Source organism: Crocinitomix catalasitica ATCC 23190 (assembly GCF_000621625.1).
In the GTDB taxonomy this organism is placed as follows: domain Bacteria; phylum Bacteroidota; class Bacteroidia; order Flavobacteriales_D; family Crocinitomicaceae; genus Crocinitomix; species Crocinitomix catalasitica.
The window spans coordinates 15,517-29,878 of the sequence record NZ_JHXV01000030.1 but is presented as its reverse complement, the minus strand read 5'-3'; the positions used below and the strand labels follow the sequence as shown (position 1 = coordinate 29,878).

Sequence of the window (14,362 nt, the reverse complement as noted above, 5' to 3'; positions counted from 1 at the left end):
ATAGGAGCATTCCTTATTTTTTTCGCATATGTTACAGTTTGATCAGCTTAGTTTCTGGGAAAAAGAATCCTACATAAACCATACCGATTTTTTGGTGGTCGGAGCTGGTATTGTCGGCTTATCTACTGCCATCTACCTTAAAGAACGTAATCCTACCAAAAAAGTAACAGTTTTAGAGAGAGGATATTTACCAACAGGCGCCAGTTCTAAGAATGCGGGTTTTGCTTGTATCGGTAGTCCATCTGAAATTTTAAGTGATTTAAAACATACAGACGAATCTTTGGTTTATGAAACCATCGAAAAAAGATGGAAAGGACTCAATAACCTATTCGAACTTTTAGGAAAAAACCAAATAGATTATCAACATTTGGGTTCTTTTGAGTTGTTCCGTAAAAAAGACCAACAAAATTATTCGAATTGCATAGCGCAGCTTGATGACTTGAATCAACGAATTGGCGACATCACTGGAATTTCACAAACTTTCAAATCGAATGACAACGCGATAAATGATTTTGGATACCAAGGTTTTCAGCACGCAATCGAACAGTCAGTAGAAGGGCAATTAAATCCTGCAAAAATGATGCGCGAACTCCATTTAAAGGCTGTTAAAAATGGAATAAGCACCCTTTACGGAATCAATGTTCAAGGGATCAATCAACAAAATGTAATCACCAATTATGGACCTATTGCATTTCAAAATCTTGCCATTTGTGTCAATGGATTCGCTTCGCAGTTTCTTCCAGATATTGATCTTACTCCTGCTCGTGCACAAGTACTTGTTACAGCACCTATTCCCAACTTAAAAATTAAAGGCACTTTTCATTTTGACGAAGGGTATTACTATTTTAGAAATATAGGGAATCGTGTTTTATTTGGGGGCGGAAGGAATCTAGATATTGCAGTCGAGCAAACAAATGAAATTAGCTTAAATAATAAAATACAAACCGAATTAGGATCAATATTGGCAACTCATATTCTACCGAATACTTCATTTCAAATCACTGATTCGTGGGCAGGAATAATGGGAGTTGGTCAGAAAAAAGCTCCCATCATTCAAAAAGTTGACGACCATATTTATTGCGGGGTTAGACTAGGCGGAATGGGTGTTGCGATTGGTAGTTTAGTAGGTAAAGAATTGGCAGAATTAATGTCGAATTAATAAAAGACAATGACAAAAGACAATAGAACAACAGAACAAAGTTCACTACACGATAATTTAGAACAGAAATCAATGCGTGAATTGCTCGTAGCGATGAATGCTGAAGATAAAAAAGTACCTGATGCAATTGAATTGATCATTCCAGCGATCGAATCATTCGTAAAATCGGCATTAGAACGAATGAAAAAAGGCGGTAGACTATTTTATATTGGCGCAGGAACAAGTGGCCGATTAGGTATTGTAGATGCATCTGAATGTCCTCCAACATTTGGTGTAGAACATGGACTTGTTATTGGGATTATTGCTGGGGGAGATTCTGCCATTAGAAAAGCAGTTGAATTTGCCGAGGATGATACAGAACAAGGATGGAAAGATTTACAAACCTATCAAATCAATACAAATGACACGGTTGTTGGCATTGCGGCATCGGGAAGTACACCATACGTATTGGGAGCACTCAAATCAGCAAACGCTGCGGGAGTATTAACGGCTGGTATTACATCTAATGCTCAAAGCCCTTTAGCTGAAGTTGCACAACATATCATTTGTCCAGTTGTAGGACCGGAATTCGTAACGGGTAGCACACGAATGAAATCGGGTACAGCTCAAAAACTAGTCTTAAATATGATTTCAACAGCTCTCATGATTGGCCTTGGCCGTGTCAAGGGAAATAAAATGGTTGATATGCAATTGAGCAACAATAAATTAGTCGATCGTGGCACCAAAATGGTAATGCAAATATTGGCTATCGAATATGATGAAGCCAATCAACTATTAAAAACTCACGGAAGCGTTAGAAATGCAGTTGATGCCTATCAACAAAATAAAGACTAATTTAACACACTAGTTCAATTCCAAATTATCTTTATCAAAAGTGCAAAAACTTTGAAAAGAAGTGTAATTTTGGACGTTATAAAATTTAAGTACGAATATGGAATACATCAGTGTTTTTGACATGTTAAAAATTGGTGTCGGACCTTCAAGTTCGCACACCTTGGGACCATGGCGAGCAGCCGAAGCTTGGATAGTTGATTTAAAGGAGAAAAATCTTTTTGATCAAGTCTCACTTCTGCGTATCGACCTTTATGGATCTTTGTCATTAACTGGTAAAGGGCACGCTACCGATTTAGCTGTAATGTTAGGTTTAAGTGGGCAAGACCCAGAATATATTCCGATTGAAAATATAGAAACGATTATTGCTGACATTAAGCAAAATCAAACCATAAAATTAGGAAACGAACGATTATTACCTTTCAATCCTGCAACACATATTGTTTTTAACGAAAACTTCCTACCATTTCACTCTAATGGCATTCGATTTTCAGCGGATTTAGAAAATGGAGAAAGAATTTCCGAAATTTATTATTCAATTGGCGGAGGCTTTATTGTTCAAGAAAAAAATGATGCCCACGCTATTGAAAAAATTCAAGATAAAACCTACCCATACCCTATTCGTTTAGCGAAGGAATTGGGTAATTATTGTCTATCTCAAAACATGACTATTTCTCAAATAGTGTTGGAGAACGAAAAAGTACTGCGTTCAGAAAAAGAGATCAACAGTGAATTGATGCGCGTTTGGGATACAATGCTAGAATGTATGTATACAGGATGCCATACTGACGGTATACTACCAGGTGGATTAAATGTTAAAAGACGTGCATTTAATTCACATAAAAACCTAATAGGGGATGCTAATTATAACGACCCAAAATCGTGGATTACCGCTATAAGAAGCACTGAAGTAAAATTCAGACAAATATTAAAATGGGTGAGCTGTTTTGCTCTGGCTGTTAACGAAGTAAATGCGGCACTAGGTCGTGTCGTTACAGCACCAACAAACGGAAGCGCAGGTGTAATACCAGCAGTACTGATGTATTATCTTGTAATCGAAAATCATAACGCCGGTGATGAAGAGATTAAAAAATTCTTACTGGTAGCAGGTGAAATTGGAAGTATCTTTAAAAAAGGAGCAACGATATCTGCTGCGATGGGTGGCTGCCAAGCTGAAATAGGTGTTTCTTCGGCAATGGCTGCAGCCGCTTTAACCGAACTTTTGGGAGGAACACCCGAACAGGCAATGATTGCTGCAGAAATAGCAATGGAACATCATTTAGGGTTGACTTGCGACCCTATTGGAGGTTTGGTACAAATACCGTGTATTGAACGAAATGCAATGGGAGCGATTAAAGCAATTAACGCTGCTGAATTAGCATTAGACACTGATCCGGCCGATGTAAAAGTTCCTTTGGACAAAGTTGTAAACACCATGTGGGAAACTGCAAAAGACATGCATACCAATTATAAAGAGACCTCAAAAGGTGGATTAGCGATTGATGTTGCAATGGCCGATTGTTAACATATCTAACATTTTTCACTTCTCAAATTCAATATAAATACGAATCAATTTAACAAGCTTTAACAACCTGTTTGCCAAGTGATTTACAAACGACTTTATAAACGACAGTTTGTTACAGCAAATGCACCGTTGTTCTTAAACCTTAACATTTTTTAACAGGCCATCAAACGATTGAGCATAGTACTGTGGCTAACTTTACACTGTAAATGAATTGCTATTTAACATTATGGAAGAATTAACTGAAAAAACTACTAGTCTGTCAATTGAGGAGATCAACCAAAAAATCCAACAAGAAAGTAGTTTCTTGGATTTAATGAACTTTGAAATTAATAAAGTAATCATCGGTCAGAGATATATGATTGATCGCTTGATGATTGGTTTATTAGCAAATGGACACGTTTTATTGGAAGGCGTTCCTGGTTTGGCCAAAACATTAGCTATTAAAACTTTGTCTGACACTATTGGGGGTAAATTCAACAGAGTTCAATTTACTCCAGATTTGTTACCAGCTGATATTGTTGGAACGATGATTTACAATCAGAAAACAGAAGAGTTCTCTGTTAAAAAAGGTCCAGTATTCGCTAATTTTTTATTGGCTGATGAGATCAATAGAGCTCCTGCAAAAGTACAAAGTGCTTTGTTAGAAGCGATGCAAGAAAGAAATGTAACACTTGGTCAAACAACTTACGAATTGCCGAAACCATTTTTAGTTTTAGCGACTCAAAACCCGGTTGAACAAGAAGGAACTTATACTTTACCTGAAGCGCAAGTCGATCGATTTATGCTGAAGGTATATTTAGATTACCCAACTAAGGAAGAAGAAAAATTAATCGTTCGCCACAATATTTCAAGCGCAGGATTCCCGAAAGTTAAACCTGTTGTATCGGTTGAGCAGATATTAAGAGCGAAAGAATTGGTGAAGGAAATCTATTTAGATGAAAAAATTGAGCAATACATAATAGATTTGGTATTTGCGACGAGAAATCCGGCGGAATATGGATTGAAAGATCTAGAACACCTAATTTCATTCGGAGCATCACCAAGAGCCTCAATAAATTTAGCATTGGCTGCAAAAGCATACGCCTTTATCAATAAACGTGGATTTGTAATCCCTGAAGATGTGCGTGCTATTTGTCCTGATGTACTTCGTCATAGAATTGGCCTGACGTACGAAGCTGAAGCGGAGGATATTTCTCAGGCTGATATCGTTAAAAAAATAATGGATTTTGTTGAAGTACCATAGATCCTTAATTACTATCCATTCATTTATATTTTAAAATTTGGAAGTTAAAGAACTAATAAAAAAGGTGCGAAAAATTGAGATTAAGACCAAACGGCTTTCTTCTCAAATATTTTCGGGTGAATACCATTCGGCATTCAAAGGAAGAGGTATGGCCTTTAGCGAAGTGCGTGAATATGCCATCGGTGATGAAATTCGAACGATTGATTGGAACGTTACTGCACGATTTAATGAGCCTTTTGTTAAAGTTTTTGAAGAAGAACGACAATTAACCGTTATGCTGATTGTTGACATTTCCGCATCTGGTGGTTTTGGAACAAGAAACCAACTAAAAAGAGAAACAATAACAGAACTTTGTGCCGTTTTAGCTTTTTCAGCCGTTTCTAATAATGACCAAATTGGTCTCTTACTTTTTTCAGATAAAATTGAAAAATTCATTCCACCTAAAAAAGGGAAGTCGCATATCTTACGCATCATTCGAGAATTAATTGATTTCGAACCTACAGGAACCTCAACGGATATTGCAGGTGCATTAAAATATTTTACCCAAGTTGTTAAAAAGAAAAGTATTGCCTTTGTTTTGAGTGATTTTATGGACAATGACTTCACTGATGCATTAAAAATAGCTTCAAGAAAACACGATCTTGTTGCCTTAAAAGTCAACGATAAAGCCGAATCTGAATTACCTAAAATAGGTATTGCAAAATTTAAAGATTTGGAAACAGGAGAATCGAAATGGATCAATACTTCTTCGAAACGTGTAAGAGAAAACTATAAAACAAAAAGAGAAGAGCAAAATGCCAAATTGCGTGACATATTCAGAAAATCAAAAACTGATTTTGCAGAGATTGATACCAATGAAGGCTATATAAAACCATTGATGACTTTATTTAAACGAAGAGGGTGAAAAAATTCGGTCTAATCATATTATTAAGTTTTAGTTTGTTCGCATCCGCTCAGGTTGCGAATATAACTTTGGACACAAATCATATTCGAATAGGAGAACAAACGGTTTTAAAAATTCAATTCGTTTATCCAGACACGAGTCATAAAGCGATGGTGATTTGGCCCGAATTTGACGAGCAATTAACAGATAATATTGAAATCGTCAAAAAAACGGTAGATCAAGCAACACTCATCGATTCTATAAGAGAAATTTACGTCCGACAACAAGCTTTATTGATTACAGCTTTTGAGCCTGGTAATTTTCAAATCCTACCACTTGAAATCAGATTGGGTGATTCGTTATACATGACTGATACGCTAAACTTATTGGTTGAGACGGTTGAATTAGATACAGCAAAAGCAATTTACGACATTAAACCTATTTATGGCATTGATTACCCGTTAGAGGAGCAAGCAAAAGATTGGATCGTCACGTATTGGTATTGGATTGTTATCCCACTTTTAATCCTTGCTATCATATTACTATACCTATACTTCAAGAAACGTCAACCTGAAAAAGAAATCGTTTATATTGAGGAAGTGATTCCAGCACATATTCTAGCTTTAAAAGCTTTACTCGAATTAAAAGATAAAGAAGCTTGGAAAACTTCTGAAAAAAAGAAATACTATTCTGAATTAACCGATACTGTTCGTTTATACCTCGAAAACAGATTCGATATTCACGCAATGGAAAAAACAACGCGTGAAATAATAACGGACTTAAAATTGGCGAATATCAGTGAAGATGATAAATATTATTTACGTAAAATATTAAGAGAAGCAGATATGGTAAAGTTTGCGAAATTCAACCCAAGTGATGATGAAGCATTTGCCTATTTGAACAAATCAATAGATTTTGTTGAACGAACTAAAACAGTAGAGAAAAATGACTGATATAGATTTGTTTGATATCGCCCTTTTCGACTATGAGTATGTCTACAAGAATTTCCTTTGGTTATTATTGATCATCCCTTTGCTTGTTTTCTGGTATTTATATCGAGAAAATAGTCGTAAGAATTTTAAAAACATTAACATTTCGACACTCGATGGATTCGAAACGAATCAATTCAATTGGGTTCAACTTCTTAGACATTTAAACTTTTTTCTAGTTTTATTCGCCATTGCCTTTATCATTATAGCGCTTGCTCGTCCGCATGATGTGAATGATATTGAATCGTACAAAAAAAAGAATATAGAAGGCATTGATATTGTTCTGGCCTTAGATGTTTCGGGTAGTATGTTAGCGCAAGATTTTAAACCAAACCGTTTAGAGGCTTCGAAACGTGTGGCACTCGACTTTATTCGTGAACGACCAACAGATAGAATTGGTTTAGTTTTATACGAGGGCGAGGCTTATACCAAAGTTCCATTAACGAACGATCACCGCATACTTGTAGATGCGTTTAATACAATTGAGTCGGGTGAAGTTGCACCAGGAACAGCCATTGGTTTAGGTTTGGTTACAGCAATCAATCGTCTTGAAACGAGTACGGCAAAAAGTAAGGTTATCATTCTATTGACAGATGGGGTTAACAATGTTGGTGACATCGATCCAATCACTGCTGCTCAAATTGCCAAAGAATACGGCATTCGTGTTTATACAATTGGTGTCGGAAAAGAAGGATTGGCGCCCTTCCCTGTTCAATCACCATTTGGAGTTGTGATGCAGAATATGCCAGTTGAAATAGATGAGGATCTACTAATGGAAATCGCTGAACTAACAGGAACGCGCTATTTTAGAGCAAAAAACCAAGATGAATTACTTGAAATTTATAATGAGATTGATCAATTAGAAAAATCAAAAGTGAAAGTTTTAGAATTTAAAACTGATCCACCTGAAAAATATTATGCCATACTATTTTGGGCAATCGCCGCACTATTATTGTCAACATTAATGAACTATACACTTTTAAAAAGCATTCCTTAATCAATGGATCAACCAAAACATCAATATAATCTTAAAACTATACTCGGTTCTGTACTGATATGGGAGGTTGTTTTTTGGCTTGCCTTTGTCGGTCTATATTTTTATTTGATAGAGCAAGTCGACGCTTTTAGATTCGAGAACAAACCTTTTTTATGGGCGATGCTAATCGTACCTGTTCTAATTCTCGGCTTTAGCCTCATTCTAATTTGGAAGAATAAAGTTTTTAAACGTTTGGCGGATGCTAGATTATTGAGCCACCTCACCCAACCTATTTCTTCTACAAAATCATTTTGGAAATTTTTCTTCCTGCGGAATGCCATTGTCTTTTTAATCATTGCCTTTGCCAATCCTCAATATGGAAAAGGAGAAACCAAAGCCGTTTCTGAAGGAATTGAAATCATGATTGCTTTGGATATTTCGAATTCAATGCGTGCTTTAGATTTAGATCCTAAAAGGGATCGACTTAAATTAGCCAAAATGGCAATTGAAAAGGTACTGGGCAGTTTACATGGAGACAAAGTAGGAATTGTTCTCTTCGCTGGAGATGCATTCGTTCAAGTGCCCTTAACGGTTGATTATGGATTGGCTAAAATGTTCCTTAGCTCCGTTCGACCGGAAATGATGAGTAATCAAGGAACAGCAATTGGATTGGCGATAGAAAAATGTATGGCCTCTTTTGATTTTGAAAATGGCATCAATAAATCAATTATCATTATATCTGACGGAGAAGATCATGAAGATGTTGCGATAGAAGCTGCTAAATTCGCTTATGAAGACAATGTCATTATCAGTACTGTTGGAATGGGAAAACTAACTGGCACTCCTATTCCTGATTACCAAAATGGTAGAATTGTAGGCATGAAAAAAGATTTTGAAGGCAATACGGTAACAACCAAATTGAACGAAAAGATGTTGCAAGACATTGCTGCAAGTGGAGGCGGAGAATATACCCGTGCTCAAGGATCTTATGTGAATTTAAATGGATTACTTGAATCAATTAGAAAGATAGAAAAAACTGAATTAGAATCTAAATTGTATACTGATTATAAGGATCAATTTCAGTGGTTTCTTGGCTTAGGTTTAATTTGCTTATTAAGTCACCTATTAATTAGTGAGAGAAGATCAGGAGTAATTTATAAATTACAAAAAATATGATTAGAAGACTCGTCTATATGATATTAGTTTGTTTACCTATTTTAGGATGGGGACAAAATGATTTAAAAAAGAATTGGTATAAAGCCAATGTTTTCTATGACAATGGCGAATTTGAAGATGCCAAGTCTTATTACGACAAAGCACTTGAAGCATCTCCTTTAAATTATAAGGTGAATTATAACTTAGCGAATACCCTTTATCGCACAGAGAAATTCGAAGAAACGATTGAGCAATTAGAAAAAATAGTAAAAACAGCGCCTAGTGACGAGGAAAGAGCATGGGTATTTCACAATTTAGGAAATGCTTATTTACAGCATAAAAAAATTGATGAAGCTATAGACGCTTATAAAGATGCACTGCGTTTGAATTCAAGAGATGAAGCAACCCGTTATAATTTGGCATTTGCACAATCATTAAAACAAGCACAAGACAAACAACAGCAGCAGGATCAGCAAAATCAAGATCAAGAAAAAGATGATGAAAATCAGGATGACCAAAAGCAAGATGGTGATCAAAAAGGAGACGAGAATAACGAAAAGGACGGTAAAGAAGGAGACGACAAAAAAGAAGATGGCGATAAGGGAGATGAGAAAAAGCAAGACGATCCGCAGGATAAAAAAGATGGAAAAGATGACCAGAAAAAAGATCCTCAAGATGGAAAAGCGGATCAACCTAAACCTGGTGATCAACGGAGACCTATTTCTAAAGATGAAGCTGCACGAATTTTAGATGCTGCCAAGAGAAAAGAAAAACAATTGCAAGAAAAATTGGATGATGAAAAGAAAGTTGGTGTTGGAGAATCTGGTAAAATTGATTGGTAAATGAAAGGATTAATTTACATATTGACTTTTATTGCTGTTTCCTTAATTGGATATGGTCAAGAGACCATAGAAGCATTGGTGAACAAAACGACTGTTGGTGTGAATGAAAGATTCACTTTTCAGATCGTCACCAATTCTAATTGCCAAATTACAAGTCCAACATTCGATGGTTTGAGAGTTATGTCGGGACCAAATTCATCAAGTTCAAGATCGATCAGTATCATCAATGGTCGTCAGACAATTACGGTTGAATATACTTATACCTACACGCTTATGGCAAATAAGGAAGGTAAATTCACGATCTCTTCTGTTACAATGGATTGTGATGGCAAGAAAAAGACAACTGACGCCATTACAATCAACGCGACAAAAAATCAACCTAATGAAGCTGTAAATAGCGATTTTTACATGCGTTTACTAACGAATAAAAGCAGTGTTTATGAAGGAGAACCTTTTATTGTTACTTTAAAATATTTTGCAAAACTTCCACCAGAGAATATCGAATCGTTTGATTTAGGGGATGTAGACGGTGTTTGGCGTCAAGATTTAAATCCAAGTAAAACGAATTTTAGCACTGATATTGAATCTGTAAACGGTGTAAGATATTATACAATAATTTTACGTGAAGAACTTTGTTTCGCGCAACGAAGTGGGAAGATAAACATCGAACCTTATTCCACATCAATGATCTTTTCGCAAGGTTTCTTTAATCGATTCAGAAAAGAGACCAAATCAAATAGCTTGGAAATTAATGTAAAGCCTATTAATTCTGCAGGTGCCAACAATTATAAAGGATTGGTAGGTGATTTTAAAATGAGCAGTGAGATCTCCAAAATATCTGCAAAAATGGGAGAAGCTATTGATCTTAAAATTATTTTAGAAGGAAAAGGAAATATGCAAAGTGTCGGAAATCTCGATCTTAAATTCCCAAAAGATTTTGAGGTGTTTGATCCTGAAATTGACGAAAAAACAACTGTTACTCGATCTGGAATAAGTGGAAAGATGACTTATAACTTTGTCTTAATCCCTACTCATTATGGCGACTTTACAATTCCAGCTTACACGTTCTCATATTTCGATTTAGGGTCTAAGAAAATGAAAACCATTTCAAGTGAATCATTCCAAATTCATGTTGAAAAACCGGATGGTGTCGCTGGTGAAATTGTTGTTCCTAAAAATGAAATTGATGTTGCTGAGAACACCATTCGTTATATTCATACAGATCAAGACGACATCTTTACTTATGACCAAATAACTTTTGGTAAACTATCTTATTTCGCCTTACTCTCAAGTCCACTTATTCTATCTTTCTTTTTCATCTTCTTTAAGCGTAAAAAAGAAAACTTAACTGATGAAGAGAAATTGAAATTAGCGCAAAAGAAAGTGAGTAAAGAGGTTCTTCTAGACATTGAAAAAGCGAAGTCGTTAGTTGATTCGGACGAAAAGCTTTCTTTAAAAACAATTCAAAACGCGTTGCTTCATTTCTTTAAAATTAAGTTTAACGTTGGTTTGTCTAATCTGTCTCAGAATGAAATTACAAATCGTTTAAAACAGCAAGAAGTAGAAGGTACTGACATCGATCAATTCAATACAATTTGGCGTGCAATTGAATTGGGGCAATATGCGCCGATTACGACCAGTAATTTGAAACAAACAATTGAGGATGCTGAAACGCTCATTCAAAATTTAAATAAAACTTTATAAGATGAAGCAGTTATTAATTTTGATCTCTTGTATTGGTCTTAGCTTTTTAGCAATTGGACAAGACAGCACTTTTGATGCAGGTAATAAAGCCTACGCGGATGGTGATTTTGATTTAGCCATTGAAAAATACCACCAAATCATAGGAACGGACGCTATGTCTGCGAATATATTCTACAATTTAGGGAATGCCTATTTTCAGAAATTAGAATTAGGAAAATCTATTTGGGCTTTCGAAAAAGCAATTAAAATTCAACCAGACCATAGCGATGCCCGATTTAATTTATCATTTGCCAACGCGAAAACTGTTGACGAAATTGATGCTACGGGTTCACCAGTTCAGGCATGGTTGAAAATTAATCTTTACCGACTTGGATTAAATTTCTGGAGCACTATTAGTATTATAATGAGTATCCTTCTTGCCGTTGTTTTATATTTCTTCTTTACCACACAGCAAGCAAAAATCAAGAATTTAACCATGTCATCAGGATTCGTTGTTTTGGCACTATTGGTAATTTCAATTGTTTTAGCTTCCCTTCAAAAGTCGCAACTTATGAAAGTCGATAGCGGAATAATAATCACTGAAGTTTCAACAGTTAAAACCAGTCCTAATTCGGAGGCTGAAACGGCTTTTGAATTACACGACGGAAGTAAAGTAAAGATTTTACGTCGTGACAATGGTTGGACCGAAATTGATGTAAATGGTAATGTAGGTTGGATTGACAAAGCCGAACTTTGGGAGATTTAAAATCGAATTTCTATATTCAATTGACATAAATTAAATTACATCCACTCAACCAAACTCACTGTTTATTCGTTAGTATTGTATTAAATGTTCGAACGGATTATCAACATACTTGTTATTGAAAGTGACCCTAGCAGTCTTGAACAACTTTGTGGTATCTTAAAAAATCCAAATTACAATATTTTTAAGGCATCAAATAATTTTGAAGCACTTAAACTTATCAATCAAAAAGATTTTGTGATTGTCATCCTTAATTTAGACAATCCTAAAGGAGATGCGCTTGAAATAATGCACCTCTTACACTCGAAAAAAGAAACGCGTAACATCTCAATTATCGTCAGTTCAACATCTTCAGAAAAGGCATATAACGCGATTGAAAGTCAAGCAAAAGGTGTGGTTGATTATTTGATTAAACCATATAAAGCGAATTTGGTTTTAGCAAAGGTTGAAGTCTTTAAAAAGTTTCATTTTAGACACCTTCGCATTAATAAATTATTAGAAAGTATTCTGCCAACTGCTACCTTGAGCGAGTTTGGTGAATTCGGAAAGTCTAGTCCTAAAAAAAAGACGGATTGTGCTGTTATGTTTACTGACTTTGTGAATTTCACAGAAAAAACGAAAAACACAGACCCTCAAGAACTGGTTAAAACTTTAGATTATTATTTCAGCAAGTTTGATGAAATAACATTAAAATACAACCTTGAAAAAATAAAGACGATAGGTGATGCCTATATGGTTGTTGGCGGAGTGACGGAACAAACTGTGCACCCATCAATCAGAATGGCTTTAGCCGCCGTAGAAATTCGGAATTTTGTTATAAATGATGATCAAACCAAACGTGCTTTAGGAAAAGACTTTTGGCAAATCAGAATTGGTATTCATGTCGGTGATTTAGTAGCAGGGGTTGTAGGCAAACATAAATTCAGTTTTGATGTTTGGGGCGACACCGTAAATATTGCGGCGAGATGCGAACAGCATTCTACTGCCAACCAGATAAATATCTCAAACGATTTCAAAGAGATAATTGCCCCATATTTTAATTTCGAAGCTAGAGGAGAAGTTGAAGTGAAGCATGGTGGCTTAATCAACATGTTTTATATTAAAGGAATAAAACTGGAGCATTCTCAGAATGGTGAAGGTCGCATTCCAAATATTGCTCTCCGGAAAAAAATAGGATTACCAGAGACTGATTTCGATGGTTTACGCACATTTATTCTCAATAAGTTAAAGAGTGAGTTGAATGAAAACTTAACATATCATTCGGTAGAGCATACAGAGCACGTTGAAAAGGCAGTGATTAAATACGCGCAACTTGAAAAGTTGAATGACCACGATTTGTTTTTATTGAATACAGCTGCACTATTCCACGATGCTGGGTATCTATATCGCTACGATAACAATGAAACATTAGGAGTTGATACTTTACGTTATTATGCACCTATGTTTGGGTATCAAGAACAGGATATGGCTGCCATAGAAGCGATCATACTATCAACAGCATATAATTCAAAACCTAAAAATATTTTGGAAGCGATTATGTGTGATGCAGATTTAGATTATCTAGGTCGAATGGATTATCATATCACAGCGAAAAATCTATTCGACGAAATGGCTTTGCATGGCCATGTTAAAGATGAAAGAACAAGACTAATTGAGCAAATAGACTACTTAGAAAATCATCATCAATATTATACGACTTCAGCAATAAACTTAAGACAACCGGGGAAAGAAAAGCGACTTACCGAATTAAAATCTATGCTGAAGAAGACATAAAAAAAGCCAGTATTTTCATACTGGCTTTTCATTAATTTCAAGTGAAATCTATTGTTTCTTTAATTGAATGTCTAACGTTAAATCATCCGTTATATCCCATATAACTTTCAAATTAACCTTCGTTCTTTCTACTATTTCAAGTTTGTGAATAAAAGGTTTATCTGCTTTTTTCAATTCTAAATACGCACCATCTCCTGAAGTTCTGTACAACCAACTCCCTGTTAATGATTCTTCTTCTTCACTAACATTGTCTGTAATCGTTAATGAACAAAATTCGTCTTTCTTCAATTTACAAGTTGTAAAACTCATACTAAAAGATCCTTCAGTCGTTGTAGGGTCTACTAAATTATCAGATTTTACATCATCCAAAATTGTATAAAAAAACTGTGCATCCCATTGACCGTCTAATTGTTTTACAGCCTTTTGATCTTTATTACATGAAAAGGCAATTAAACCTAATACTGCAATCATTAATATTTTTTTCATTTTCGTAATTTTTTTAAATGTAAAGATGGCTATTATTCTTTAATATCCAATTCT

13 protein-coding genes are annotated in these 14,362 nt (G+C 35.3%); 12 read left to right on the top strand and 1 reads right to left on the bottom strand.

Features of this window, described 5'->3' with window-relative positions; genetic code table 11:
* Positions 1–28 precede the first annotated feature (28 nt).
* From T367_RS0115665 to T367_RS22715, 12 genes are all read left to right on the top strand, one after another.
* Positions 29–1,159 carry an NAD(P)/FAD-dependent oxidoreductase gene (locus T367_RS0115665; protein ID WP_027420694.1) on the top strand — a complete coding sequence of 377 codons (1,131 nt, stop codon included), beginning with the start codon at positions 29–31 and terminating at the stop codon, positions 1,157–1,159.
* A gap of 9 nt (positions 1,160–1,168) precedes the next feature.
* Positions 1,169–1,993: an N-acetylmuramic acid 6-phosphate etherase gene (murQ, locus tag T367_RS0115660; protein WP_027420693.1), complete on the top strand. Its 825-nt coding sequence runs from the start codon at positions 1,169–1,171 to the stop codon at positions 1,991–1,993.
* Positions 1,994–2,090: 97 nt separating this feature from the next.
* The gene (locus T367_RS0115655) at positions 2,091–3,515 is read left to right on the top strand and encodes an L-serine ammonia-lyase (RefSeq protein ID WP_027420692.1); all 1,425 of its coding nucleotides are present in this window, start codon (positions 2,091–2,093) and stop codon (positions 3,513–3,515) included.
* Positions 3,516–3,741: 226 nt separating this feature from the next.
* Positions 3,742–4,758, top strand: coding sequence for an AAA family ATPase (locus tag T367_RS0115650; protein WP_027420691.1), 1,017 nt, complete (start codon positions 3,742–3,744; stop codon positions 4,756–4,758).
* 37 nt (positions 4,759–4,795) lie between these two features.
* Complete coding sequence (locus tag T367_RS0115645) at positions 4,796–5,662, top strand: DUF58 domain-containing protein (protein ID WP_027420690.1); 867 nt, start codon at positions 4,796–4,798, stop codon at positions 5,660–5,662.
* Complete coding sequence (locus tag T367_RS22725; RefSeq protein WP_035845262.1) at positions 5,659–6,594, top strand: hypothetical protein; 936 nt, start codon at positions 5,659–5,661, stop codon at positions 6,592–6,594. The genes T367_RS0115645 and T367_RS22725 overlap by 4 nt, the downstream gene beginning before the upstream one ends.
* Positions 6,587–7,627: a vWA domain-containing protein gene (locus tag T367_RS0115635; RefSeq protein ID WP_072032215.1), complete on the top strand. Its 1,041-nt coding sequence runs from the start codon at positions 6,587–6,589 to the stop codon at positions 7,625–7,627. Before T367_RS22725 ends, T367_RS0115635 begins: the two co-directional genes overlap by 8 nt.
* A gap of 3 nt (positions 7,628–7,630) precedes the next feature.
* On the top strand, positions 7,631–8,782 hold the full coding sequence (locus T367_RS0115630; RefSeq protein ID WP_084274452.1) for a vWA domain-containing protein: 1,152 nt from the start codon (positions 7,631–7,633) through the stop codon (positions 8,780–8,782).
* On the top strand, positions 8,779–9,603 hold the full coding sequence (locus T367_RS22720; RefSeq protein ID WP_051568602.1) for a tetratricopeptide repeat protein: 825 nt from the start codon (positions 8,779–8,781) through the stop codon (positions 9,601–9,603). Before T367_RS0115630 ends, T367_RS22720 begins: the two co-directional genes overlap by 4 nt.
* Complete coding sequence (locus T367_RS0115620) at positions 9,604–11,307, top strand: BatD family protein (protein ID WP_027420687.1); 1,704 nt, start codon at positions 9,604–9,606, stop codon at positions 11,305–11,307. It begins immediately after the preceding gene.
* A gap of 1 nt (position 11,308) precedes the next feature.
* The gene (locus T367_RS0115615) at positions 11,309–12,052 is read left to right on the top strand and encodes a tetratricopeptide repeat protein (protein WP_027420686.1); all 744 of its coding nucleotides are present in this window, start codon (positions 11,309–11,311) and stop codon (positions 12,050–12,052) included.
* Positions 12,053–12,136: 84 nt separating this feature from the next.
* Positions 12,137–13,822: an adenylate/guanylate cyclase domain-containing protein gene (locus T367_RS22715; protein ID WP_051568601.1), complete on the top strand. Its 1,686-nt coding sequence runs from the start codon at positions 12,137–12,139 to the stop codon at positions 13,820–13,822.
* Positions 13,823–13,870: 48 nt separating this feature from the next.
* Here T367_RS22715 and T367_RS0115605 read toward each other — a convergent pair whose 3' ends face one another.
* Positions 13,871–14,308, bottom strand: coding sequence for a hypothetical protein (locus T367_RS0115605; RefSeq protein WP_027420685.1), 438 nt, complete (start codon positions 14,306–14,308; stop codon positions 13,871–13,873).
* Positions 14,309–14,362 lie beyond the last annotated feature (54 nt).

Coding starts and splice junctions, on each gene's coding strand:
- murQ (WP_027420693.1), top strand. CDS start 1,169: ATGACAAAAGACAATAGAACAACAGAACAAAGTTCACTACACGATAAT.
- T367_RS0115655 (WP_027420692.1), top strand. CDS start 2,091: ATGGAATACATCAGTGTTTTTGACATGTTAAAAATTGGTGTCGGACCT.
- T367_RS0115605 (WP_027420685.1), bottom strand. CDS start 14,308: ATGAAAAAAATATTAATGATTGCAGTATTAGGTTTAATTGCCTTTTCA.
- T367_RS22720 (WP_051568602.1), top strand. CDS start 8,779: ATGATTAGAAGACTCGTCTATATGATATTAGTTTGTTTACCTATTTTA.
- T367_RS0115665 (WP_027420694.1), top strand. CDS start 29: ATGTTACAGTTTGATCAGCTTAGTTTCTGGGAAAAAGAATCCTACATA.
- T367_RS0115650 (WP_027420691.1), top strand. CDS start 3,742: ATGGAAGAATTAACTGAAAAAACTACTAGTCTGTCAATTGAGGAGATC.
- T367_RS0115630 (WP_084274452.1), top strand. CDS start 7,631: ATGGATCAACCAAAACATCAATATAATCTTAAAACTATACTCGGTTCT.
- T367_RS0115635 (WP_072032215.1), top strand. CDS start 6,587: ATGACTGATATAGATTTGTTTGATATCGCCCTTTTCGACTATGAGTAT.
- T367_RS22715 (WP_051568601.1), top strand. CDS start 12,137: ATGTTCGAACGGATTATCAACATACTTGTTATTGAAAGTGACCCTAGC.
- T367_RS0115620 (WP_027420687.1), top strand. CDS start 9,604: ATGAAAGGATTAATTTACATATTGACTTTTATTGCTGTTTCCTTAATT.
- T367_RS0115615 (WP_027420686.1), top strand. CDS start 11,309: ATGAAGCAGTTATTAATTTTGATCTCTTGTATTGGTCTTAGCTTTTTA.